Origin of the sequence: Legionella sp. D16C41 (assembly GCF_048541585.1) — a bacterium.
GTDB lineage: Bacteria > Pseudomonadota > Gammaproteobacteria > Legionellales > Legionellaceae > Legionella_C.
In genome coordinates this window covers 122,872-145,280 of sequence record NZ_CP183304.1, presented here as the reverse complement: position 1 = coordinate 145,280, position 22,409 = coordinate 122,872, and the positions used below count along the sequence as shown (strand labels likewise).

Sequence of the window (22,409 nt, the reverse complement as noted above, 5' to 3'; positions counted from 1 at the left end):
CAGTAAGTGTATACTTAGCTATTTGGAAATTGATCAAATTTTTGGACTTCGGCTAAACTATCTTCCCATTTAGCTCTACTTTGATAAAAGATATGTGCAGTAGGAGCGATTGGTGGTTCAAATTCGATACTTCCAGCAGGTAAAACAAGCATTTTGTCATTATACATATAGGGTAGAGCTGAGCCACAGTTTTGGCAAAAGCACTTTGTATGCCTAGTTCCTGCTAAATTATAAATTTTTGTATTATCTTTACCACTTAACCAGTGAATTTTTGCCGTATAGGATATTAAATTTGCGCCATGTATGGTGCCTGTGTCTTTTCGACAATATGTACAATGGCAAAATAAAAATAAGTCAAATTCTCCTTCAATTTCATAGGTAACTTTACCGCATAAACAGGTGCCGGTTTGTTTTTTTGCTTTATTCTCAGAGTTCATATAGGGAGTTCCTAAGAAAATGGCTATTAATTCGTGTTATAAGTGAGGAGTACTTTGTTCCAAAACTCCAAATTGTGATGGCAAATTTAAAATCATGCAAGTTATGTTGATTTTGAATGATGTATAGGCCTAAATAATAGTTAATTTCTAACGCTTCTTTTCAAAATTAATTAAAATTTACTGTAGCTTTTTCAGCACATAATTTTTTATCTGGCTATAATTTTTTTATAAAAAAGCTTATCTTTAGAGATGATTTCCTAAAAGGTATGAGTCGTTATGACTAAGAAAATAAAAATTCCAAATCTTGAGGATATCCGGAAAGCCAAAATATGTTTGGGTGATAAAATTTTACTCACTCCTGTTTGGGAGTGGAAAGGGCAAGAAAAAGATCAACTTTTTGGAATAAAAACACAGTTATTTTTAAAGCTTGAAACCTTGCAGTATGGTGGTTGTTTTAAGCCTCGTGGTGCTTTATTAAACATGATGTCTTTAAGTGCTGAGGAATTAAAGAAAGGTGTTACTGCTATAAGTGCAGGGAATCATGCCATTGCGGTTGCTTATGCTGCTAAAATATTAGGTAGCCATGCAAAGGTAGTTATTCCAAAAACCGCTAATCCTTTTCGAATTCAACGTTGCCAAGCTTATGGTGCAGAAATCATTTTTTCCAACGATGTCCATGAAGGCTTTCTTTTAGTTCATGAAATTGTAAAAAATGAATCTCGGACATTAGTTCATCCTTTTGAAGGATATCAAACAGCACTAGGAACAGCTACATTAGGGTTAGAATTTGCTGAGCAGATTCAGGGATTAGATGCAGTCATTATTGCTATTGGGGGCGGCGGCTTATGTGCCGGCGTTTCAAATGCCTTTAAGCAAATTCAGCCTTCTTGTAAAATTTATGGGGTTGAGCCAGAAGGGGCAGATACTATGTATAGAAGCTTTATGGCTAATAAACCTATAGCTATCGATAAAGTCCAGACTATAGCAGATAGCTTAGGCGCACCTAAAGCAGAACCATATAGTTTTCAACTATGCAAGCAAAACGTTGATAAATTAATAAAAGTAAGCGATAAAGAACTGATTACAGCCATGAAAATAATTGCAGAAGAACTTAAGATGATGGTAGAACCAGCCTGTGCGGCTAGTATTGCCGCGTGCCTTCAACTTGCAAATGGTGAACTGCAAGGAAAAAGAATAGGAATTGTTTTTTGTGGCAGCAATATTGATTTAGCCACCTTTTGCAACTTTACAAATTAGGTTGCTAATTTGCATAATATTTTAATTTTTTTAATAGCCGTTTAAGAAGAGGCTATTTAGTAGTCAGTAAAATATATTAGTTGGTTTATGACGCTTTGTAAGAAGACAAATTACTCACTAAGTTTTGCGTCAGATAAAAGTGTCGATATTTATTTAAAATAGAGGAATATAAGAATATATGATAACACCTCTTTACAGTGCTTTGCTTACCTTAATGCTAATAGGACTTTCAATACATGTTATTAAAGGACGAAGAAAGATTTCTATCGGCCTAGGAGATTTTGATAATGTGGAAATGAAGAGAAGAGTCCGGGCTCAAGCAAACTTTATTGAGTATACCCCTTTGTTTCTTATATTATTGGGCTATGCAGAATATAATAAATTGCCTCATTGGAGTATCCACATAATAGCTATTTTTTTCGTAATTGGTCGAATTATGCATGCATATAGCTTGCTTTCTTCTGAGCAATATAAGGATGGTAAACTAGTCTCAAATCCATTTTGGCGGATTTGCGGTATGATATGCACTTTTACTACTATGAGTTTATTGTCAATAATATTATTAATTCAAAATTTATTATGAGCTTCAGTGTTATCACAATGAGAGCGTAAATTTCTTACGGGATTTTAATGTAAAGGGAAAATATATTATGGCTCGGTACTTAATTATTGCAGCAAGTAGTGCGATTGGTCAGGCGGTTAGCGAACTTCTCAAACAACAAGGAAATGAAGTTTTAACCACTGCGCGTAACCAAGATAAAATAAAACCAGATTTTATCCTGGATGCCACTGATTTTGATGCAGTTGATAAGGTATTTGAGCAAGTAGGTAACCTGGATGGAGTTGTAAATTGTGCAGGCTCTTTATTACTTAAAAGTGCTCATGTCACAAGTTTTGAAGAATTTCAAAACACCATAAATGCTTCATTAACTACATCGTTTGCTGTTATTCGTGCTGCAGGAAAACGAATGAGGCATGGTGGCTCGGTAGTACTGATTTCCTCAGCAGCTGCGTTGACTGGATTGGCTAATCATGAAGCTATTGCAGCAGCTAAAGCGGGAATTATCGGTTTAGCCCAATCGGCTGCTGCAACTTATGCCTCTTCTAATTTGCGCATTAACGTAGTGGCTCCTGGTATGGTTAAGACTCCTCTAACTGCTCCCTTATTCTCTAATGAATTAGTGGCTAAAGTATCAATTTCTATGCATGCATTGGGACGAGCTGGAGAACCTGTAGATGTTGCAAGAGCCATTTTATTTTTTCTTAATCCCAGTAATAATTGGATAACTGGTCAAGTTCTTGCCGTAGATGGCGGCCTAAGTGCTGTTCGACCTAAGCTTAAAATTTAATTAATCATTTTGAGTAGCATTTAAATAGACAGTTAAAGGCTTATTCAAATTAATAATGAATGCAAATTATAGTTATCATTTTATACTATTTATTTTTTTCTCTCAGGTAAAATGGTATCAATATCCTTGTTTGGAAGTTCATCGTATTGCGGTAAATTATCTGTAATTTCATACCAAGGTGATTTAGAAGCAACAAAAATGTTAGCTATTGGGCGACTGCCAGGATCTTGTTCAAGTCCTCCAATGGGTAAACCAATATACTCAGGTGTATCTTTATACAGACTTATTAAATTAGAGCCACATATTTTACAAAATGTTTTTATAACTTTTTCAGAAGAAGGGAATTTAGACAAGTATTCTTCACCCCTTATCCAGATGAAATTTTTACTTTCAACAGTACAACGTGTTCTAAAAGCCGCACCATGCCATTGTCTACATTTAGAGCAATGGCAATTAACTATAGGTCCTAATGGTCCTTTAATCTCATAAGCAATTTTTCCACACAAACATTTTCCAGTTAATTTATTCATTAAATTTAAATTTCCTCTAAAGTCTTTTGATATCTTGACCGCCCATACACTACCCAAGCCTTACAAAAGCATTTAAATCCTGAGTTTCTATTACAGTAAAATTATCGCCAATTAGCCCTTCAATCTCAATAGGCTGCAAATTAACCTGATTACTGCAGAAATTACCTACTTGAAAGGAAACAAGTAGGTTAATAAATTATTATTCTAAATCTATTTTCTTGTTACAGAGTGGTTGATAAGGGTAATAGATTAATCAACGTTCCGGCTTGTCCTTCATAAAACATAGCTCCAAAGTAATAGGGTTGGACCATAGTGCCTTGCGTCATAGCAGGAAGTATTGGCGAGCGTGCAATCTCTACTCCTGTGAGAGCATTTCGCCAAACAACGTAATCATATTGGTTATTACCCGGGATTTCTCCCTCAGGGATATCTGTACCAACTAATACACGATTAGTTGCAGGATTAATAAGTGTTGTGAATTCGGTTGTTCTTTGGTTGGCTACCCAGAGCACATTTAATCCACTTTGAGAAACACTGATGGCAGCAATTTTACCAGGTAAAGAATCACTGGCATAAATTATATTGGAAGCGGGATCGCCAGAAACAGACATAGGTGCCCAACTTATTGCTGCTGTTCCACCTGGAGCAGCATTAGAAAAAGCTAAGGCAATCAGAGGTGGAATAGGATATCCTGAAAATGGTTGGATAGAAAATTGATTCGCTGCATTGCCTTGATTAATACTAATCACACTTAAGGCTGTTGCCGAAGGTAGGGTATTAGTTTGAGCTACAACCCAATCATTTACTACTACGAATGAGGTGCAAAGGGTTTGGCCCGGCAAGGTAATAGTTCCTGGATTCCAAGATGAATCTAATCTGAAAACACCTCCCTGAACTATGTAACGAATAGCTGTTGTGCTTTCAAGTAAATAAACGTAATTTTTGTTTTGATATTGCGTTACTGTTGGCCTTGCTCCAACCGGTGCAGGCAAAGTAATATTATCAACTACTTGCATTGTTTTCGGATTAACCGAAACTAAAATAGAAGGTGGAACATCAGTTGGGTCTGGACAATCTAATAATGCATTAGGACCTTGAATAGTGCAGCCGGCCTGACGGTATACTGATTTCATCACGATGAATCCGTCAGCTGTAGCGTTAAAGCCATTAAATGAGGTATTTTGAGGTAGTCCACCACCAGTTGGAAGTACTAAAGTTGCAATGATAGCCCCTGTCGCTGGATTAAGCTTTGTTAAGCGGTAACCGTAACTTACATAAAGATATCCATCATCTAAAATACCTAATGATCCGGGATAATCCCATTCGCCATTTGCACTGGTATTAATTAACTGATTGTACCAAATGGGTTGAAGTGTCAGAGGGTTTATCTGAGCTACATAAGCGCCAATTGAACCTGGAACATCACCATAACCACCACCATAAATATAAGCAAGATTAGCATTAAGATAAGACATATTATAACCGGATGGATAAATTGCCGGAGAATAAGCGTATCTTACTGTATTATTACCAGCCATCGATCCGGAAAAAATTGCCTGGGAAAACACATGAGAACGGCCAGAGTTGTAATGCTCGAAAGCTTCTAAAGAAGGATACCAAGGAGCATTTGCATTATTACTATAAGTAATATTAATATTGGCTGCAACTTGATCACTTACTGTAAATAAACAATAACCATTATTTATTGGTACACAACCAGATAAGTGAAAACCTGGGGTATTAATTTTTATGCCTGCTGTAAGGTAAGGGCGATTAGGTATAGTTGTTTTTATATTTAAATTTAAATTATTAATAATATAATTTTGACAAGATACAGGTCCTTGTCCATTAAGACAAAGTGTAATTGGTAATGCTCCTGGTGCTCCTCCAGTTGCTGAAATATTAAAAAATAAACCGCTATATGCAACTTTAGCCTGAGTCACTAATAAAATGAATGAAGTAAAAAAATAGCGAAATCGTTTCATTAAAGATTCATCCTTTGAATACTAAAAGCTGCAAAATGATAACTTGAAAATTTGATAATGTCTGCGCTAAAAGGATTTTATTTCTAAGAGATTAAATTATGCACAGTAGAGGTTTTTATTGATTTCCAATTTATGCTCGCCCTACAGTGAAGTCATCTTTTCCATATAAATTTACTATTATCTCATAGTGGACAATAAAGCTTATTAGATTGGCTATAATTATTTATCAATTTATTAATGCTCTGGATTCAACACATTAATGCAACAACTTTAAGGGCAATTATAAACAGGCGCTTTATTGATGAAAGAACTAAAATCGTAACTAAAAAAACTTAAATTGGTTAAGCTTATAAACTAACATCCGTTTTTGCAGCAGCGCTTTAAAAACAATATAAATTTATCTAATAAATAGATGCCTGATAATAGCTGTTATGCCTTGCTGAACGTAGTTAAAGATCTATGTTGTTCTAAATCATCTTTAATTTCTTTAAATTTTTGAATTACTGCATCAGTATCAGCAGGTCTATTCTTAGGATCACTGGACAACATATTATTTATAATATTGATTACCTTTTCTGCCTCTTCCTCTTGTACATCTAATACATAGGTAAAAAAATCCTCTTTAGTTTTGGAGAGCATCGCTAGTAGCTGAATAGGGTGATAAGATTCGGACGCCTGAAGTGATAATGATAAATTAAAAGCTTCTTGAGTGTCTTTAGCCCCGAGATCATAGAATAGCTGATCTGGTTCTAGATTAGGATTAATACAGGCCATTAATACTACACCTAAGGCAAACATATCTCTTGTAATTGATAGTGCAGGCGGAGAATCATTAAACACTTCTAATGGCACGTAACCAGGTGTTCCAAATACACTATCTTCAGTTCCTAATTTTTGACTTTTATCAAGGTCTAGAAAATTTATAGTAGAATTTACAGTAGTGATGTAAGCCCTAATATTTCCTACTTTTATATCTCTATGGACATACCCTTTATCACTTATTTGCGATTTATATGCTTCTAATAGAGGGATAATGACACTTGTAATTATTTGATTTAAATTTGGCCTAACATAGTTAATAAAATCAACTAATTCGTTATCCAAATCTTGCCCAGGAAACTTATTTACAACAGAATAACTTTTTTTAAAGAATTTTGCACCACAAGTACGTTTAACTTTAATTGGTTTTTGCATCCCAAAGTGACTAAAATCCTTGTGAGTTTCATAATCTTTGACAGCCTCTGAATGCCTATATTTAGTATTTTCACTGTTATGTTTTTCCTGAGCCCACTTTGGATTTTTAATTTTAACTGCTTTATCTTTGCATTCAGTATAAAGTATAGTTCGTTTAGTAAGGTCTACCTCTATAGCACCTGAAATGGCCCTAACCTTACTAAATGTCCCTTCTCCTAGTAGATCATCTTCTTTTTTCGAAATTATAAAATATCGCCTAATTTCAGGTGAACTATTTTCCTCATCGATAATTAAATTATTTTTGAGATAAAAATTATCAGGGGTATCTGAGGCTAATTTATATACTGTTTTAGTCATTAAAAATTCAGGACTATTGTCTGAAATATAAGTACATAAAGCCCGTTGAGCTTCTTCGGATAAATTTTCTAAATTAATTTCAATAGCCATGATTAAAATATAATAATTTTAAATTAAACAGAGTGTTTTATTATATGTTAAAATTATTAAGAGATTATTAGGCGTTGATGGCGCTTGCAGAGCGCTTTTTAAGATAAAAAATGGACTATATATGTTATTAAATTTATGTATATCCAATAGAAATAGATTTTTTAAATCCAAAAGTTAGTTTTTTCTAAGCTATTTTTTTCTCCATATGATAATAGCAAGAAGCACTCCCCTTTAAAGGGAGGTCGCTTTTTATGTAATTAAGAGTGCTGTATATAGTCTAGTATTAGAAGCAATAGGACAAATCAATAAATCAGATAGGAAGCATGACATAAGCTACTACACCAACAATAGTAATGGTTGGATTAGAATCCAAAGAAATAGACTCATAACTGTCGTGTTGGGAAACTAATGTTAAATGAGTTTCCGTCTGCTTTAAAACTCGAAGGATTAATTCATCTTCTTCTAGCGCTAATACTATATCACCATTCTGCGCCTCTTTTTTATGTATTATCAGTAAATCATCTTTATAAATACCACGATAATCTAAAACGTCATCTGGGCATATTGCATAAAACATAAATTTTATTTTACTTATTACCTGAGATATATCCCTCTGTTTATTAAAAATTGTGTTAGCTTCTATATGGGGATGAATTGATATCATTGATTTTTCCTTAGAGAAAGGGAGTAGGGGAGAAGATATATAATTATGTGAATCTTAATTAATTAAGATAAATATTGAACAACATTGCTTAAACCAGAGAATAATAGGATTAATACACCAATTATTTTATAATAACCTTAAGTGCATATAATAACACAATTGATTGAATTTAACACGAGAAAATCATTGAATAAGATGATTATTAAGTAACAAGAAGATAATTCTACTCTCTGCTCAATTAGGTAAAAATGGATAAATTACTTATTTTCGACTGTTAACAAATCAATTTAAATTTTTTTAGAAGCTGCTATTTTTGTTGCAGCCCAAGTTCAAAGAGGTAAGCCAGAACCAGATTTATTTAATTAATGATAGGTCTAATCAGAATAACTATCAAATTAGCGGTCAATACAGCCCATAAAAAGTATGTAAAATTTTATAGTAGAAATTCCATTTGCTTTTATTAATAAAGGAGTTTCTGCTGTTTACGCTATAAAATATTTAGATAATTATTTATTGATAAAGATAAGGGTTTTTAGTCTATTCTTGGATTGCCGCTAAATCGCTCGATAAAGACGCGATACAGGAGCCGCAAGCACTGCTATAGAAAAAGTGTATAAGATAGTTTAACGCTTGAGAAAAAGAAACGAATTACAGCGCTTGCGCGGATTTTAAAAGTTGAATGCAAGCAAAATAGAAGGTAATAGTATGGTTAATCGAGACATTAGTAATAAAATATTTCAGGATATGAAATAGGCTAGCTATGTTTGATTAAAGAACTTTAAAATGCACTATTAATGATTAAATTATTATTTAATCAAAAGGATTGTTAATGGAAAAAACTCAAATTAATATTTTATGTAAAGATGGATTTGTATTAGCAGGCACTTTATATAAACCAGATCTAGTTAAAGGTGCAATAATGATTGCTCCTGCTACAGGTATTAAGCGAGTATTTTATAATTCATTTGCTTCTTATTTGGCTGAACATAATTATGGTGTCATTTGCTTTGATAATCGAGGAATTGGAGATTCAGTGAACCATTCAATTAAGGATGTCAATGCATCTTTAATAGATTGGGGAAGTTTAGATATGCCTGCAGTTTTAGAAAAGCTTCAAGAGCTATTTCCTTCTGTATCGTATCATTTAATAGGACACAGCGCAGGCGGGCAGTTAGCTGGTCTCATGAGTAATGCGAAAGATATTAGCTCTATGTTCAATTTTGCTTCCTCTTCCGGAAGTTTATCTAATATGCATTACCCTTTTAAGCTGCAAGCCTATTTATTTTTAAATATTTTTATTCCGTTAAATAACTTATTATTCGGATATACAAAAACTCATTGGCTAGGTATGGGTGAGCCATTACCTAAAAAGGTTGCTTATCAATGGCAGAAATGGTGCAACGGTAAAGGATATGTCGCAATGGATTTTGAGCAGGATATACAAAGACATTTGTATAATGAGTTAAAGATTCCATCGCAATGGCTATATGCAACGGATGATCCTATTGCCAACTATGAAAATGTTCAAGATATGTTAAAGGTTTATCCTATGATTATGTCAGAAGTTATAGCTTTAGATCCAAAGAAGCTAGGTTATAAAGATATAGGCCATATGAAATTTTTTAGCTCAAAATATAAAAAACTATGGAGCTATGCGCTAAATTGGCTAGATAAGAACTGTTTGATATCAAAAGCTACTCACATAAACTCTGAATGTAATATTTAATGTTAATTATAGTTTTCTATAACAGTACTTTAATAGGAAAACAAATTATTGATTATTTCTACTAATAAGTCTAATTAGCAATTTAATTAAACTTATAAATTAGAATAAAAAGCAGATCAGCTCGTTAACGCAACGAACTTAATTTTGTTTAATTAGACATACATGGTTATTTAAAGAAAGATTAAAAATTATAATAAAATTGTTTCAAAAAATTTTTATTTGTTTAAATGATTTGTATTTATTAAAGAAAAATACAACAAAGGTTTAATTTAAAAAATTGTGGATCCTGGAACTGCTGAAGATTTATAGTATATGTCCCGGCCTTACAAAACTTTTGAATTACTTATTCAGTTGGAGCTTATAATAAAGGCTATGGTTGATCAAAAATCTGAAGCATTTCTAGCTGGATGGGAAGTGCTCAAACAGTGGGGTGAAGATGTCGTTCGTATCAAACCGCTTTCTGGCGGGGTTGCTAACGATGTATGGAGCGTGCGTATTCATGGACACCTCGCAGTCGCTCGTCTTGGCACTAGGAGTGATGCAGATCTCATGTGGGAAACAGAGCTTCTTCAGCACCTAAATAATAATGGTATGACTGTACCAGTACCAATTCCAACAACCAATGGGAAATTCTTTGCAAATGGTATGGTCGTAATGACATATCTAGAGGGTAAAGCGCCAGAGACAGAATATGACTGGCAAAGTGTGGCTAACACAATTAACCAGCTACATCGGTTGACACAAGGATGGCCACAACGTCCAGGCTGGCGATCGTCGACTGATCTCTTGTATACCGAGACCGGGACAAGAATCAATCTCAACTTGATGCCTTCCGAAGGCGTTATGCGATGTCGAGCGGCGTGGGCGCGTCTCGTTGGACGGCAAACTTGTGTTGTTCATGGCGACCCCAATCCACGCAATATCCTTATAAATGCAAATCGAGTCGCCCTAATCGATTGGGACGAGGCACATGTCGATGTCCCTGATCTAGACCTAGCGCTACCCTATAATGCTGCTGGCCTTGATGACAACAGATACGACATTGCATCCCAAGCATCAGCTGCATGGGAAGCTGCAGTTTGTTGGGATGATGAATTCGCGGTCAAACGACTTGCCGAAGTTCGAGCGGTCTAAGTAGTATCAGTGTGAATTAATTTAATTTGTCTATTTATCATTAACTAAAAAATCAATTCATACTGTAAGTTCTAGATAAAGATTTTTGTTGAATAATCGATTCAATGCTTCGTAAATACACTGCTAATAAAATTACTTATTATTCAATGAACTAATTTAATTATTTAATAATTTAAACCCATCATTTTAGAATTCTTCATAACTCTGAAATTATTATTCTAAGTAAAAGACTATAACGCATTAGCTAGTGTCATTGTATGTATTGTCCAAATAGTGTAAAATATATACAAAATTTTTATAGAATTTGGAGTAAAAAATGAAAACAGCTTTATATGATGAACTAGTTCAACTATGTCGAGCAGCCAATGATCAAGCACAAACAGCAGAAGCTCGTAAATTAGCTAGCGACAAATTTGAACAACTAGCTCAAACTGATCCAGCAATGAAGAAAATTATTCTGGATGCCATTGCGAACGCCCCATCCACACAAGCCTCTATATTATATACTTATCGTGCTGCACTAACAGATTATTCTGAAACCAAATCCGTTGCTTCTGCAATACATACTTTTTTTAAAGTAGCTAATACCAGATTACATAACCCATCTGAAGCTGAGCAGTTACGTCCTCAAGGATAAGGGATTTAATAAAAATTAGGAGGATACTATCATGACTATAGCGCCAGCATGTAAGTTTTACTTAATTGGAATTACGATAATAGTGCAAAACATAGATTCTCCACTTAATGAATTTTTACACTAACTCAAAATTTATGAGTTTAAAGAGATTAACGCTTTCAGATGATAAAGGTAAGTTAATTAAATTTAGAAGCTGAAAGCATCCTCTATTAATTAAACTAGGATATTATTATCAACATAGTTAAAAACCAACTAAACATAAGTTCATCTTTACCCAGTCTTTTTTCATAGATTAAGTTAAATTTAAAACTACTTTAATAATAAGGAAAATCTTAGCTATATACGAATCCTATTAAAAATTACATCTTTTGTTATTATTACCTTCCTTATAATTAAGAGATTATTTATGAAGCATGATGTTATTTTTATAGGTGCTGGGCCTATCGGACTTTTAGCTGCCATTCAGTTGAAATTACAATTTCCTGAAAAAGAGATTCTTATGTTTGAAAAATATGAGAATCCTATTCGCAACCACGCGATGTATGTTGAACAGAGTTCCTTTGCAGGAATGGATACAAGTAAGGGTTTTGGTGAAATTTTAGCTCAAATTCCGACTAAAGTGTTGATTAGTGATTTAGAAAAGACACTTAGAGAATATGCTCAAACTATTGGGATTAAGATTCAATACCAAGAAATTAAAAATTTTAATGAATTAAAAGACCAGTATCCTGATACTAAGTATTTTATAGGAAGTGGTGGATTACGAGGAATTGTTCATCCGCAGGTTTTTAATAATGAACATCAAATTAATGAACCCTTGCGATACGCTGTTGAGGTTAAATATAAAGCTACAGGTAAAACGCGCTCTTTAAATAAAGTGACTGAGCTTCCAGGAGTACTTAGCTATACAAAGCATTTGGTTTCTGAATATGTAGGTCGTTTGAAAGATAATCTCACGCCTATCTCTCTTAGAATTTTTATTGATGAACCTACCTTTAATGCGATGAAGTCTGCTACCTTCAAGAATCCTTTCACGCTTAATGACCAAGATAAAATTCCAGCAGCGTTGTTTGAAACTATCAATACTTATCTAAAAGCACGACATCACCTAGCTTCCGAAACAGTTGAAAAAGACAGTTTAAAAATATCTACCATTACCTTATCTCTCTATGCTAGTAAACTATTTTGTAAAAACCTAGATGGGAAAATAGTTTTTCAACTTGGAGAGGAGGCTTTCGCTTGCCCCTTTTACCGAAGCTTTAACGATAATGCTTCTTGTATACCTTTATTTACCAAAGCAATGAAGGCGCTGTTTGAAAATACTAACGTTGAGGTAAATAAAATTAGTTCAAGCTCATTTTTTAACTTATCGACAATAGAAAAAGATCCGCTGGACTACTATCAATATGACATTCAACGTTTTGTTAACAGTGAAATCCGTACCATTTATTTCTTAAATAGCGGTATTGAAGTACTTGAGAGCTCTATTGCATCGTCACAAGCTGTACCACAATTTACCGGTTCAAAGTTAAAGTTAAAAACAGGAGGTAAAACATTCTTAGAGGAAATAAATCGAGCTAAATCAGAAGAAAAAAATGAAGATACTTCTAGCTTAAAATCAAACTGTATCATCCTTTAAATCTTCACTCGCTAAAGCCTAAAATAATTTAATATGTTAATAAGGCTGGTAAATTTTGACGTAGCTTACTTTACAAATTACGAAGTAAGCCACGTTAGATAGTAATAGATTTATTCTATTAAATCAGTTTTATCATTATTTGTTTTTTCATATATAGTAATTAAAAAGACTCCTAACGATAATTATTATAATCATCACTATTATCATAATTAGACATCTTTTTAATTTATCTAGTATTTAATTGAATTTATTAGCCAGCTTAAGATCTATATGATCAAATAATACATTGTTGGTATTGAAAAAATCATCTTGATTGTATAAGTTACTTTTTACCTTGGATAAAAACGAAAGGACTACTATTATGTCAACTTATTTTGATCCTATTATGCAAAAAGAGACTGAGCTAGATAACAATACTATTGCCTACTTAGTTAAAATTAGTGATGATAAATTTAGTATTAAAGCCATATCCAGCGGACTAGATCAATTGCCTAGTGATCCAACTACGCACGCAACTACCTACTGGCCTATTGCTATAAATTCGTTGCTTACTCCAGCTAGTCAAAATGTCTTTTTTCGAGACAACAAATTAATTACACAGGCAATAAGTAAAGAAGATGTAATAAAATTTTTTGAATTTGATCCTGATAACGTACCACCAGCTCAATTTAATGCATCTATTAAGGAAGATCTAATTAATAATTGGGCAAATGAAGTAATGCAAGATGAATTGTCTCATGCATCACAAAATATTAATTTATTTTTCAGACCTATTCTCATTCAGCGACATTCTGAAAATAATCCGACTCAGCAAGATAATGTAAGTCCTACATCCGATTCATCTCATATGCTTTTAATACCGCTTGCCGTTATTCTTTCTAATAGCAATATACAAGAACAGATAGCAGCAATAATACCAATAATGTTTAGCGCAATTTTTGAGATGAGCGAAGAAACTGAGTTAGAAAATGAAAGCGATATGATGTTTAATCAAGGAAGACCAGCTTAATAATTATAATGTATCTTGAGCGATGAAAGTTAAAGTTATTTATTAAGTTCTAAGTTTACTAGATTTTATATCCGTAGTTTTTGATTAAGCATTAAGATGAAATAAGTTATTGTAAGTGACTTGTCTAAAATGTTAGCTGGTATGAAACGTAAATCTATGTTTCGTTCAGCAACATTTTACTTCAATATCAATCGAAATTTTTTTCTATTTTTCTATAGCCATTTAGTAATTCATTTTATAATTTAATAAGTTTTTGATTATAAATTTATTTTAAATATAATGCCCATTAATTATAATTTGTAAGCGATGCGCTAATAATATGACACTTAGAAACTATTTTTCTTTTTTTAAAAAAAAGGAAAAAGATAACAACAATTATTTTAATCAACTCCCTCCTGAAATAATCATGTTGATTAACTGTAAACTTGATAATAAATCTTTAGCAAAGTTCAGCCTAACAAGCAAAGAGAATTATTATCTTACTCAAAACACTATTACTTATATAGATGTTGTAGTAAATCACCGTACACATCAAATACTTCGAGTCAAGCATTATTTTTCAACTATTAATCAATACTTAAAAAAACAAGCTAACTTAAATGATTTAATTAAATCTTATGAAAAACTCTCTATAGAGGAGACAATAAATTTAACTACTTGGGTAGCAGGTGGAATAACAGCAATTGCTATCTTTGGCTATCTTTATGGCTCCTTTGGAGGGTGGCTAGGTAGCTTAATAGGAAACTGTTTGGATAGTTCCTTAAATTATATGATTAACACAGTCTCTATTAACACAGAGCCAGTTACTTTAAATTATCAAATTGGTTCTTTAATTGGCCAAGGACTCGGCGTTGCATTGGGCGGTAGCAGTGGCGGTCTAGGCATGTTCTTTTATCATCAAATAACCACTCCTAAGGATAAATATAGTTATGTAAAACTTCTTCATGAAAATGAAGATAATCTTGCTAAGTCTTTGGAAGAGTCAAGCATTCGACCATAGCGAGAAACTTTTTTTAGATAGGTAAGGCTTAATAAAATTTATATAATTGCATTTGAACCAATGGAAAGATTAGTATATTAAACTGGCTCAAGTATGAATTAGATGGTCAAAGATGTTGAATTGGAAAGTTTTAACTTTTGAAGAATGTAGTAAAAACCAATTATATGATTTTCTCAGATTACGCAATTGTGTATTTATTGTAGAACAAAAAAGTTCATATATTGATTTGGATAATTGGGATCAAAAGGCAATACATTTTCTAGGCTATGAATATAATACATTAGTAGCTTATTCTCGCTTATTACCTCCAGGTTTGAAAAGTAATGAAGCAATATTAAGTCGTGTTTGTTCGGCACCCACTCATCGGCACTGTGGTGTAGGCTTACAAATGCTAAAATTAAGACTGGACTACTTAAAACAATTTTATCCTGATTGTATTGCACGTACAAGTTTACAGGCTCATCGGCAAGCTCTATATGAATCAGTTGGCTTCACTGCTATAAGCAAACGCTACTTAGATATTGAAAGAGATATTTGGCATATTGATATGGCAATTAATCTATCAACAACTACACCTAATTTTTCAAAGATAGAAAATCCTTTTGTTATTAAACTTTCAGAAAAGATAGTTTTATAAAACGAATGCTCACAATGAAACTCAATAAACCCCTTTAATAGATTCGTTTGTAAACAAATAGGGTTATTAAAGAATAGCTTCTAAGTTGCGATTTTCTAAGATCATTCTACGCAGCCTAAAATTTTCCCTTTGTGATTCCATAGAGGAGATCGTCATAAGAAAAAGAACCAGTATACCTTTGAGAATTAATAAAAAATGTAGGGGTTCCGTTCACGCCACTGCGCACTCCTCCAAAAAAATCTTTGCGAATTTTTTCAGCAAATACTTCATTTTCAATATTTTCGATAAACTCATCCAGCGCAAGCCCCTGACTTTTAACTAATTCAGAAAGAAACTCTTGTGATAGTGACTTTTGATTTTGATAAATTGAATCGTGCACATTCCAAAAGCGATCGTATTTCGCCGCAAATTCAGCCGTACTTGCTGCAAGTCCTGCAAGGGGATGGATTTCAGTGAGAGGAAAATGTCGAAATACAAAACATAGATTATCTCCCAAGGTCTTTTGAACAGCTTTTACCGAAGGATAGGCAAGACCGCAGGCTGGACATTCATAATCACCGTATTCAACTAAAGAAAACGGCGCATCAAGAGGGCCTAGAATATGATCTTGCTCACTCACCGGTATTTTTAAGGTTGACATTATTATGCTCCTTAGTAGAAAGAGATTCTAACGCTTCAAGGATGCCGTCTGCTCCAGGATTTTCAGCCAAAGGAGAACGATAACTCCAAGCAATCATTCCCTTTTTGTCAATGACAAATAAAGCTCGTTCACATACGCCTTCCTGTTCTCGATAAGCACCATATTGCTTGGCCATACCACCCTTAGGTTCAAAATCTGCTAATAAAGGAAAATGTAGGTGTCTATTTGCTGCAAAGGCTGTATGACACCAAACTCCATCTACGGAAATACCCAATAGTTTGGCATTATATTTATGAAATTCAGGAAGAATTTCATTATAAAGAGCCATTTGATCACTGCACACAGGACTCCAATCCGCCGGATAAAAAGCTAAAATAACTGGATTTCCCGTAAGCTCGTCTAAAGATAGGATTTGGTCTGCAGTAACATGTAGAGCAAAATTTGGTGCTGAGGATCCTGGAGATAATAACTGAGCCATTTTCCCTCCTTGGAATAAATTTACTCTATCTGTTAATTATAGCACCAAATAAAATGTTGCCGAAAAGAGTAATTGAGAACTATCGGTTTATCAAAATTGATGTTGCCCAAAACGAGGCAAGAAGGATGGGGCAACTATCGATTGAAATATAAAAATTATCTAGCAATTTTTATTGAAGATACTAAATATCGAGTCGCTAAAGCAACTAACTCCTCAGTTGTTTTTTCTATTAGAAATTAATATTTATGATAGTTCTTTTATAGGGCTTATGGTAAATTACGCCGGCTTTCAAATACCCATAATGGCAAAAAAAGAAACTTACGTTATACAATGATTGAACCGAGGAGTACTTAATGAGAGAAAAAGAAGAGGATAATTTAGAGAAAAATTCCTTGCAAAATATTGCAACTATAACGAAGATTGAGATAGATCCCTATAATGAATTAATACAATCACTTCCAGCAAAAGTGCGGCAAAATATTAGTAATGAATTAGATAGTAGACTTGTTACTAAACGTGCTGAAAAGCTGTGCCAAGAGTTATCAGAAAATACAATAGTAGGTGTAAATCTAGAGGAGTCAAGAACGTTATTTCTGGCAGCTTTAAGAAACTTAAGAGACAAAAAAATATCGGTAAATCAATTAGCGACATTACATATTCTTGATTCAGCAATTCGTACTTTATATGTATCGCCCATGGTCTATTTTATTCATAAGTATGTAAATGGAGAGGGTAATCTTACAAGAACATTTAACCTATTTGCCTTAACAAATTTAAAAGGTATGCCAACTTCTGTTAAAAGGTTTACCTATAATACTGTTGTAATGCCTACAGAGGACACGTCATTATCTGATATGCCCTGGCGAATGCAAAAGCCATTAATGCAACGCTTCTTTAATTTTAATAAAGCTGAGTGGGACCAATTCTGCAATGAAATGGCTCAAGCACCTGTAACGGAGCAATTTTTCTATATTTTAGTTGCTCCTGAAGAGGGATGTTGGTCTAGCATTATTGCCAATATACAAAAAGTACTAAAGTGTATGCGTGTATTAGATTGGCTGGTTAAATCCAAAGATGATGGACTCATAGAAGAAAAAATAATGCTTGTCCCAAGTTTCACCATGTTCCAAGCAGCAATTAACGCTAAAGCAAAAACATTAGGCCGAACGCCCGTGGAATTAATTCCTACCTATGGTTATATTGAAGCGGAACATTATGCTAATTTAAAATCTTTTGGAAAAATTGCTATGGCTATGTACTTTCCAGAAGAAAATATTTATCAAAGATATAACAATACTCAGGGAAGTTTCAGAACAAAAATTGATGGTCATCCTGTGGAGACGGCCTTTGCAGGTGCTATTCATGACGTATATCATGCACTGCGTGAAATGGCTATGTCAGAAAATGTTGCTCAAGCTAGAATGCGTCTAGCGTTTATAGCTAAGCATCACCCGAAAAACAAGCTAAATAATGAATCGCGCCCGGTTGATGAAATTTTAGTAGATGGAGAGTTAATTCATTCATATTCTGTAGATGTCGATACCGTTTTTGATCCGGAATATCGACCGGCTCATGCGGAATCATTTGGTGATTTATTTTATAAATTTACTTTGCATAAAGATTTAAAACGTGCCTTTATTGAAGATATGGTTGTAAATAAAGAAGAATGGCAAAGCCAATATCAATTGAGTAAATCAGACCTAAGAGAAAATGATCAGAAAATTTTTGATGAAATAGAATCACAGCAACTTAAAAAGTTTGAAAATGACAGGGGAGTTAGTTATAGCGCTACACAAGCAATGAAGAAATTCGGATTTTTAGGAATTAATTCTCAGAAAAGTTCAGATTTAGGTTCTGCACCCAATGCATTTAAATTTACTTAATAATACTAGCTCTCAAAAGTTAAAAGAATATTAGTTTTGAGAGCGTTATAAGTTAATTTTGGCTAGATTTTTTACCTAAATAAAGAGTGTATTTATACAATACACATATACTTCACATAGTTTCTATTTTAGATGCATTTTACTAAGGCTGATTAATTTTCTAACCAGACTTCTACTGGTCTAGAAGTGCGCGGATTCAACTGATTAATGCCCTTACAAGAGTATTGTTATTGAAAAAAATAGTCTTACTAATATTTTAGCGTTTGTTTATCTATTTCTAAAATACAGTCTAGCCGGAACATTAGCCTCACTAAAGAATTCATAATTTAAATTTCTTAAAATTTTACAAAAACTATTAGTGTATGATAAAATATTTCACTATTTGTTCAAGTTGTAATCTAAAAAAAGGATTGTGATATGAAAGAATTATTTTTAGATAGTCAATCAAATAACTCATCTGTAATTTCAGCAACGGATGGGAATAGATATTTTATGTATCAAACACTAGATAGTAAAATAAAAGAAACTTTTGGTGAATTACCTAAAAATTGTGAAATTAAAGAATTTACGGAAGATTATTGTATATTTGTGTCGGAACAAGATAAACAAGAAGACTTAGGATTAGAAACGATTAGGTTTAAAGTTGAAAAATGTTATTTAGAAGGTAAACCAGATGACACCAGAGATAAAAATGATGCTCCATCCGAAATGACAATGGCAATGCGCCATAATAACAATATTGTAATTTTAGAAGGTAGACATCGGGCTGTTTATGCATATCAAGGCGGTTGTGTTCCTCCCAGCATGGGTGGGGTTGTAGGCAAACCTAATATTTTGGAATATTCATTTGATCCAACTGAAATGCCAGATAATTTTTTTGACGGATTGGTTTCGATTGAGGATTTTAAAAATTATATTAATCCTTACAAATATACTAAATAAGGCCCTATATATAAATAAAATGCATAATCATGTTATGAGCTAATTTTATTAACATTCATTAATATCTGATTAGCACACTAAGCAGACTTATTAGTAGAATAGTTTAAAAAAATATATTTTAGTAAGTGCCCCAAAAACACATAATATAGTGTTATATCATATATTGATATATATCATAATTTGATATATAATTTTTTTTATGAATTGGACAATAAAAATAACAAATAAAGCTGCCAAACAAATTGAGAAGCTTCCTAAATCAGCTAAGGCTACTTTATTTCTTTTGCTTCGGGATATAGAAAAAAGTGGCCCAAGCACAAGTGGTAGCTGGAAAAATTATGGAAAGTTAAAGGGCATGATAGGTGATAAACGCCATTGCCATTTAATGAAAGGTAAGCCAACTTATGTTTGTTGCTGGGAAAGTTGTCGATAAACAAATAAAACTTATTGAGATGTATTATGTCGGAACGCATGAAAAAGCCCCCTACTGAAGCTATTGCTATGGTTACCTGGCATGGAGAATATTATGCATTACCAGTAGGAGTTATTGAGAAATATAAAGTTCAAGAAGGAAACAAAAATAATTTTTCTATCAATGATATTTTTGGCGAACTTATTGATGCGCACGGTGAGCCTGGACTTTTGCTAAAAGGGTTAAGGCATCGAGAAGGATTGAGTCAAATTGAATTTGCTAAATTACTAAATATTTCCCAGACTAATTTATCTGCTATGGAAAATGGTAGACGTGCCATTGGTAAAGAATTTGCGAAACGAATAGGTGAGCAATTTAATATCGATTACCGAAATTTTTTATAAGTTTAATAAGAAAGTGATGGTAAGAAATTGGTTTAATAATCTTTAGTATATGGCTCATAACCCAATAAGTCTAATTATTGTGCTAAGTAGATTTATTTGTAGAATAACTTCAAAACAAATATATTTTTAGTAACTCTAGTCAGTGTCCCAAAAACACATAGTAAGAAACAGAAATTCTAACGGAAGATTACATAGGCTTAATTGAAGGACGAATATGCTAAATAAGTTGAAATCATGTAAAGGTTAAATGTCAAGATTAAGGTTTTTCACATGTTAGAAGTAAGAAGCGTCAGTATGAATTTTGGAAAAAAATCCCTATTTCAAAATGTTGATTTGATCCTATTGCCAACTAAACGCTATGGTATAGTTGGTGCAAATGGAACAGGTAAGTCTACATTTTTAAAAATTTTAGCAGGTGAAGAATCCTCTACCAGCGGGAGTGTTGAAAAGGCGAAGAGTCTTAAAGTTGGTATATTAAAGCAAGATCACTTTCGATATGAAGCCGATTCGCTTTTGGATGTGGTAATTCAAGGAAATTCAAGTTTATGGGATGCGCTCACCGAAAAGAATAAAATATATGCTAATGAGCAATTTACAGAAGAAGATGGTTATCGCGTGGGTGAGCTTGAAGAAATTATCATGCAAGAAGGGGGGTATGAAGCAGAGTCCACTGCTAAGAACATTTTACTTGGTTTAGGCATTAATGAAAAATTCCATAATGGCCCCTTAGGTGCCTTATCTGGTGGCTATAAGCTTCGCGTTTTGCTGGCACAAGTTTTATATCAAAATCCAGATATTATGCTGCTCGACGAACCCACGAACCACTTGGATATCTTATCGATAGCTTGGCTTGAATCATTCTTAAAAACAACTTTTACAGGGCTGCTTATTTTCATTTCACATGACCGCAATTTTCTCAACAATGTATCAACCAATATACTCGATATTGATTACGATACTATTCAAAATTACCATGGTGATTATGATCAATTTGTTGTCGCTAAAGAAGCACAGCTTATCCTTAAACAAAGTGAATTAAAAAATCAACAGAAAAAAATTGAAGAAATGCAGGCCTTTGTAGATCGATTTGGCGCTAAAGCAAGTAAAGCCACTCAAGCAGCTTCTCGTCAAAAAATGATTGATCGCATCGAATTGGTTGAGATAAAGGATTCTAATATTTCTAAACCATATTTTAATTTTCAACAGAAAAAACCCTCGGGTAAATTGGTTATTAAAGTTGATAATATTCATAAACAATTTAATGAAAAAATTGTATTAAAAGAGGTTGGATTTAATATTAATCGCGGTGACAAATGTGCGATTATTGGCCCTAATGGAATCGGTAAGTCAACATTACTAAAAATTTTATTAAGTGAACTTCAACCAGATCAAGGTTATTTTGAATGGAGCGAAACCATTAAAGCTGGGTATTTTTCCCAGGATTATCACCTGCAGTTGGACCCAACTCAAACCGTGTTAGAGTGGATGGAAGAGAAAGTTGTAGCTACATCTCAGGAGATAAGAAAAGTATTAGGCCAGGTTTTATTTCGTGGCTCAGACGTAGATAAGAAGATTGGATTGTTAAGTGGTGGTGAATCGGCAAGATTAGTGATGGCCAAACTAATTTTAGAAAAAAATAACGTGTTAATCCTTGATGAGCCGACTAATCATCTTGATCTTGAATCAATTGATGCCTTAGTAGAATCTATTCAAGATTTTACCGGCACTGTATTATTCGTAAGCCATAATCGACATTTTATTGACAGCATCTCAAATCGGGTAATAGTCTTAACCGAACGATATGGCGCTCAAAATTACCTAGGAAATTATAAAGATTACCTTGATCAGTTTGGCACGGATTATCTCGCAACAGCGTAAAGCGATGCCATTGTAGCAATTGACCAGACTACTCGCTTGAATAAGCAGCAAAAATTTATAACTAGGGTGCGCTGGCTGAATTTGCCAGCAATCTTATTAAAGAATGAATATTTACGAGACTAAAAGC

Annotated in this window: 22 protein-coding genes; 15 read left to right on the top strand and 7 right to left on the bottom strand. The window is 33.4% G+C overall.

The window, feature by feature from the left end; translation table 11 throughout:
• Positions 1-14: 14 nt before the first annotated feature.
• A complete protein-coding gene (locus ACNVED_RS15370; RefSeq protein WP_419421247.1) occupies positions 15-437 on the bottom strand; it encodes a GFA family protein in 423 nt (140 codons plus the stop codon).
• Between the two features lie 276 nt (positions 438-713).
• On the opposite strand from ACNVED_RS15370, the gene ACNVED_RS15365 reads away from it, so the two are divergent.
• The 3 genes from ACNVED_RS15365 to ACNVED_RS15355 all read left to right on the top strand — a co-directional run bounded on the left by ACNVED_RS15365 (position 714) and on the right by ACNVED_RS15355 (position 3,043).
• On the top strand, positions 714-1,694 hold the full coding sequence (locus ACNVED_RS15365; RefSeq protein WP_419421246.1) for a threonine ammonia-lyase: 981 nt from the start codon (positions 714-716) through the stop codon (positions 1,692-1,694).
• Positions 1,695-1,872: 178 nt separating this feature from the next.
• A complete protein-coding gene (locus tag ACNVED_RS15360; RefSeq protein ID WP_419421245.1) occupies positions 1,873-2,277 on the top strand; it encodes an MAPEG family protein in 405 nt (134 codons plus the stop codon).
• A gap of 67 nt (positions 2,278-2,344) precedes the next feature.
• Complete coding sequence (locus ACNVED_RS15355; RefSeq protein ID WP_419421244.1) at positions 2,345-3,043, top strand: SDR family NAD(P)-dependent oxidoreductase; 699 nt, start codon at positions 2,345-2,347, stop codon at positions 3,041-3,043.
• An 89-nt stretch (positions 3,044-3,132) separates the two neighbouring features.
• Here the strand turns inward: ACNVED_RS15355 and ACNVED_RS15350 are convergent, their stop codons facing one another.
• From ACNVED_RS15350 to ACNVED_RS15335, 4 genes are all read right to left on the bottom strand, one after another.
• Positions 3,133-3,573, bottom strand: coding sequence for a GFA family protein (locus ACNVED_RS15350; RefSeq protein ID WP_419421243.1), 441 nt, complete (start codon positions 3,571-3,573; stop codon positions 3,133-3,135).
• Positions 3,574-3,794: 221 nt separating this feature from the next.
• A complete protein-coding gene (locus tag ACNVED_RS15345; protein WP_419421242.1) occupies positions 3,795-5,558 on the bottom strand; it encodes a hypothetical protein in 1,764 nt (587 codons plus the stop codon).
• A 429-nt stretch (positions 5,559-5,987) separates the two neighbouring features.
• Positions 5,988-7,199: a protein kinase domain-containing protein gene (locus ACNVED_RS15340; RefSeq protein ID WP_419421241.1), complete on the bottom strand. Its 1,212-nt coding sequence runs from the start codon at positions 7,197-7,199 to the stop codon at positions 5,988-5,990.
• 310 nt (positions 7,200-7,509) lie between these two features.
• Complete coding sequence (locus tag ACNVED_RS15335; RefSeq protein WP_419421240.1) at positions 7,510-7,776, bottom strand: LexA family protein; 267 nt, start codon at positions 7,774-7,776, stop codon at positions 7,510-7,512.
• Between the two features lie 916 nt (positions 7,777-8,692).
• Between ACNVED_RS15335 and ACNVED_RS15330 the strand changes: the two genes are divergently transcribed.
• The 7 genes from ACNVED_RS15330 (at position 8,693) to ACNVED_RS15300 (ending at position 15,645) form a co-directional block, all read left to right on the top strand.
• Positions 8,693-9,589, top strand: a complete 897-nt coding sequence (locus ACNVED_RS15330) for an alpha/beta fold hydrolase (RefSeq protein WP_419421239.1) — start codon at positions 8,693-8,695, stop codon at positions 9,587-9,589.
• A gap of 372 nt (positions 9,590-9,961) precedes the next feature.
• Positions 9,962-10,723 (top strand): phosphotransferase, encoded by a 762-nt coding sequence (locus ACNVED_RS15325; protein ID WP_419421408.1) that lies wholly within the window; start codon positions 9,962-9,964, stop codon positions 10,721-10,723.
• Positions 10,724-11,039: 316 nt separating this feature from the next.
• Positions 11,040-11,360, top strand: a complete 321-nt coding sequence (locus ACNVED_RS15320) for a hypothetical protein (protein ID WP_419421238.1) — start codon at positions 11,040-11,042, stop codon at positions 11,358-11,360.
• 406 nt (positions 11,361-11,766) lie between these two features.
• Entirely contained in the window at positions 11,767-12,999 is a 1,233-nt protein-coding gene (locus tag ACNVED_RS15315) for a hypothetical protein (RefSeq protein WP_419421237.1), read from the top strand.
• 361 nt (positions 13,000-13,360) lie between these two features.
• Positions 13,361-14,008: a hypothetical protein gene (locus ACNVED_RS15310; RefSeq protein ID WP_419421236.1), complete on the top strand. Its 648-nt coding sequence runs from the start codon at positions 13,361-13,363 to the stop codon at positions 14,006-14,008.
• Positions 14,009-14,327: 319 nt separating this feature from the next.
• A complete protein-coding gene (locus ACNVED_RS15305) occupies positions 14,328-15,008 on the top strand; it encodes a hypothetical protein (protein ID WP_419421235.1) in 681 nt (226 codons plus the stop codon).
• A 112-nt stretch (positions 15,009-15,120) separates the two neighbouring features.
• A complete protein-coding gene (locus ACNVED_RS15300; protein WP_419421234.1) occupies positions 15,121-15,645 on the top strand; it encodes a GNAT family N-acetyltransferase in 525 nt (174 codons plus the stop codon).
• Positions 15,646-15,760: 115 nt separating this feature from the next.
• On the opposite strand, the gene ACNVED_RS15295 is transcribed toward ACNVED_RS15300, so the two are convergent.
• Together ACNVED_RS15295 and ACNVED_RS15290 are read right to left on the bottom strand one after the other, a co-directional pair.
• Positions 15,761-16,285, bottom strand: a complete 525-nt coding sequence (locus ACNVED_RS15295; RefSeq protein ID WP_419421233.1) for a DsbA family protein — start codon at positions 16,283-16,285, stop codon at positions 15,761-15,763.
• Positions 16,257-16,763, bottom strand: coding sequence for a redoxin domain-containing protein (locus ACNVED_RS15290; RefSeq protein ID WP_419421232.1), 507 nt, complete (start codon positions 16,761-16,763; stop codon positions 16,257-16,259). The genes ACNVED_RS15295 and ACNVED_RS15290 overlap by 29 nt, the downstream gene beginning before the upstream one ends.
• Before the next feature lie 353 nt (positions 16,764-17,116).
• Between ACNVED_RS15290 and ACNVED_RS15285 the strand changes: the two genes are divergently transcribed.
• From ACNVED_RS15285 to ACNVED_RS15265, 5 genes are all read left to right on the top strand, one after another.
• A complete protein-coding gene (locus ACNVED_RS15285; RefSeq protein WP_419421231.1) occupies positions 17,117-18,646 on the top strand; it encodes a hypothetical protein in 1,530 nt (509 codons plus the stop codon).
• Positions 18,647-19,063: 417 nt separating this feature from the next.
• The gene (locus ACNVED_RS15280) at positions 19,064-19,588 is read left to right on the top strand and encodes a hypothetical protein (RefSeq protein WP_419421230.1); all 525 of its coding nucleotides are present in this window, start codon (positions 19,064-19,066) and stop codon (positions 19,586-19,588) included.
• Between the two features lie 199 nt (positions 19,589-19,787).
• Complete coding sequence (locus ACNVED_RS15275; protein ID WP_419421229.1) at positions 19,788-20,021, top strand: type II toxin-antitoxin system RelE family toxin; 234 nt, start codon at positions 19,788-19,790, stop codon at positions 20,019-20,021.
• A 26-nt stretch (positions 20,022-20,047) separates the two neighbouring features.
• Positions 20,048-20,404, top strand: coding sequence for a helix-turn-helix domain-containing protein (locus ACNVED_RS15270; protein WP_419421228.1), 357 nt, complete (start codon positions 20,048-20,050; stop codon positions 20,402-20,404).
• A gap of 270 nt (positions 20,405-20,674) precedes the next feature.
• A complete protein-coding gene (locus ACNVED_RS15265; protein ID WP_419421227.1) occupies positions 20,675-22,282 on the top strand; it encodes an ABC-F family ATP-binding cassette domain-containing protein in 1,608 nt (535 codons plus the stop codon).
• Positions 22,283-22,409 lie beyond the last annotated feature (127 nt).

Coding starts and splice junctions, on each gene's coding strand:
- ACNVED_RS15370 (WP_419421247.1), bottom strand. CDS start 437: ATGAACTCTGAGAATAAAGCAAAAAAACAAACCGGCACCTGTTTATGC.
- ACNVED_RS15350 (WP_419421243.1), bottom strand. CDS start 3,573: ATGAATAAATTAACTGGAAAATGTTTGTGTGGAAAAATTGCTTATGAG.
- ACNVED_RS15265 (WP_419421227.1), top strand. CDS start 20,675: ATGTTAGAAGTAAGAAGCGTCAGTATGAATTTTGGAAAAAAATCCCTA.
- ACNVED_RS15295 (WP_419421233.1), bottom strand. CDS start 16,285: ATGTCAACCTTAAAAATACCGGTGAGTGAGCAAGATCATATTCTAGGC.
- ACNVED_RS15315 (WP_419421237.1), top strand. CDS start 11,767: ATGAAGCATGATGTTATTTTTATAGGTGCTGGGCCTATCGGACTTTTA.
- ACNVED_RS15340 (WP_419421241.1), bottom strand. CDS start 7,199: ATGGCTATTGAAATTAATTTAGAAAATTTATCCGAAGAAGCTCAACGG.
- ACNVED_RS15365 (WP_419421246.1), top strand. CDS start 714: ATGACTAAGAAAATAAAAATTCCAAATCTTGAGGATATCCGGAAAGCC.
- ACNVED_RS15330 (WP_419421239.1), top strand. CDS start 8,693: ATGGAAAAAACTCAAATTAATATTTTATGTAAAGATGGATTTGTATTA.
- ACNVED_RS15285 (WP_419421231.1), top strand. CDS start 17,117: ATGAGAGAAAAAGAAGAGGATAATTTAGAGAAAAATTCCTTGCAAAAT.
- ACNVED_RS15335 (WP_419421240.1), bottom strand. CDS start 7,776: ATGTTTTATGCAATATGCCCAGATGACGTTTTAGATTATCGTGGTATT.
- ACNVED_RS15325 (WP_419421408.1), top strand. CDS start 9,962: ATGGTTGATCAAAAATCTGAAGCATTTCTAGCTGGATGGGAAGTGCTC.
- ACNVED_RS15320 (WP_419421238.1), top strand. CDS start 11,040: ATGAAAACAGCTTTATATGATGAACTAGTTCAACTATGTCGAGCAGCC.
- ACNVED_RS15280 (WP_419421230.1), top strand. CDS start 19,064: ATGAAAGAATTATTTTTAGATAGTCAATCAAATAACTCATCTGTAATT.
- ACNVED_RS15360 (WP_419421245.1), top strand. CDS start 1,873: ATGATAACACCTCTTTACAGTGCTTTGCTTACCTTAATGCTAATAGGA.
- ACNVED_RS15305 (WP_419421235.1), top strand. CDS start 14,328: ATGACACTTAGAAACTATTTTTCTTTTTTTAAAAAAAAGGAAAAAGAT.
- ACNVED_RS15355 (WP_419421244.1), top strand. CDS start 2,345: ATGGCTCGGTACTTAATTATTGCAGCAAGTAGTGCGATTGGTCAGGCG.
- ACNVED_RS15345 (WP_419421242.1), bottom strand. CDS start 5,558: ATGAAACGATTTCGCTATTTTTTTACTTCATTCATTTTATTAGTGACT.
- ACNVED_RS15310 (WP_419421236.1), top strand. CDS start 13,361: ATGTCAACTTATTTTGATCCTATTATGCAAAAAGAGACTGAGCTAGAT.
- ACNVED_RS15300 (WP_419421234.1), top strand. CDS start 15,121: ATGTTGAATTGGAAAGTTTTAACTTTTGAAGAATGTAGTAAAAACCAA.
- ACNVED_RS15270 (WP_419421228.1), top strand. CDS start 20,048: ATGTCGGAACGCATGAAAAAGCCCCCTACTGAAGCTATTGCTATGGTT.
- ACNVED_RS15290 (WP_419421232.1), bottom strand. CDS start 16,763: ATGGCTCAGTTATTATCTCCAGGATCCTCAGCACCAAATTTTGCTCTA.
- ACNVED_RS15275 (WP_419421229.1), top strand. CDS start 19,788: ATGAATTGGACAATAAAAATAACAAATAAAGCTGCCAAACAAATTGAG.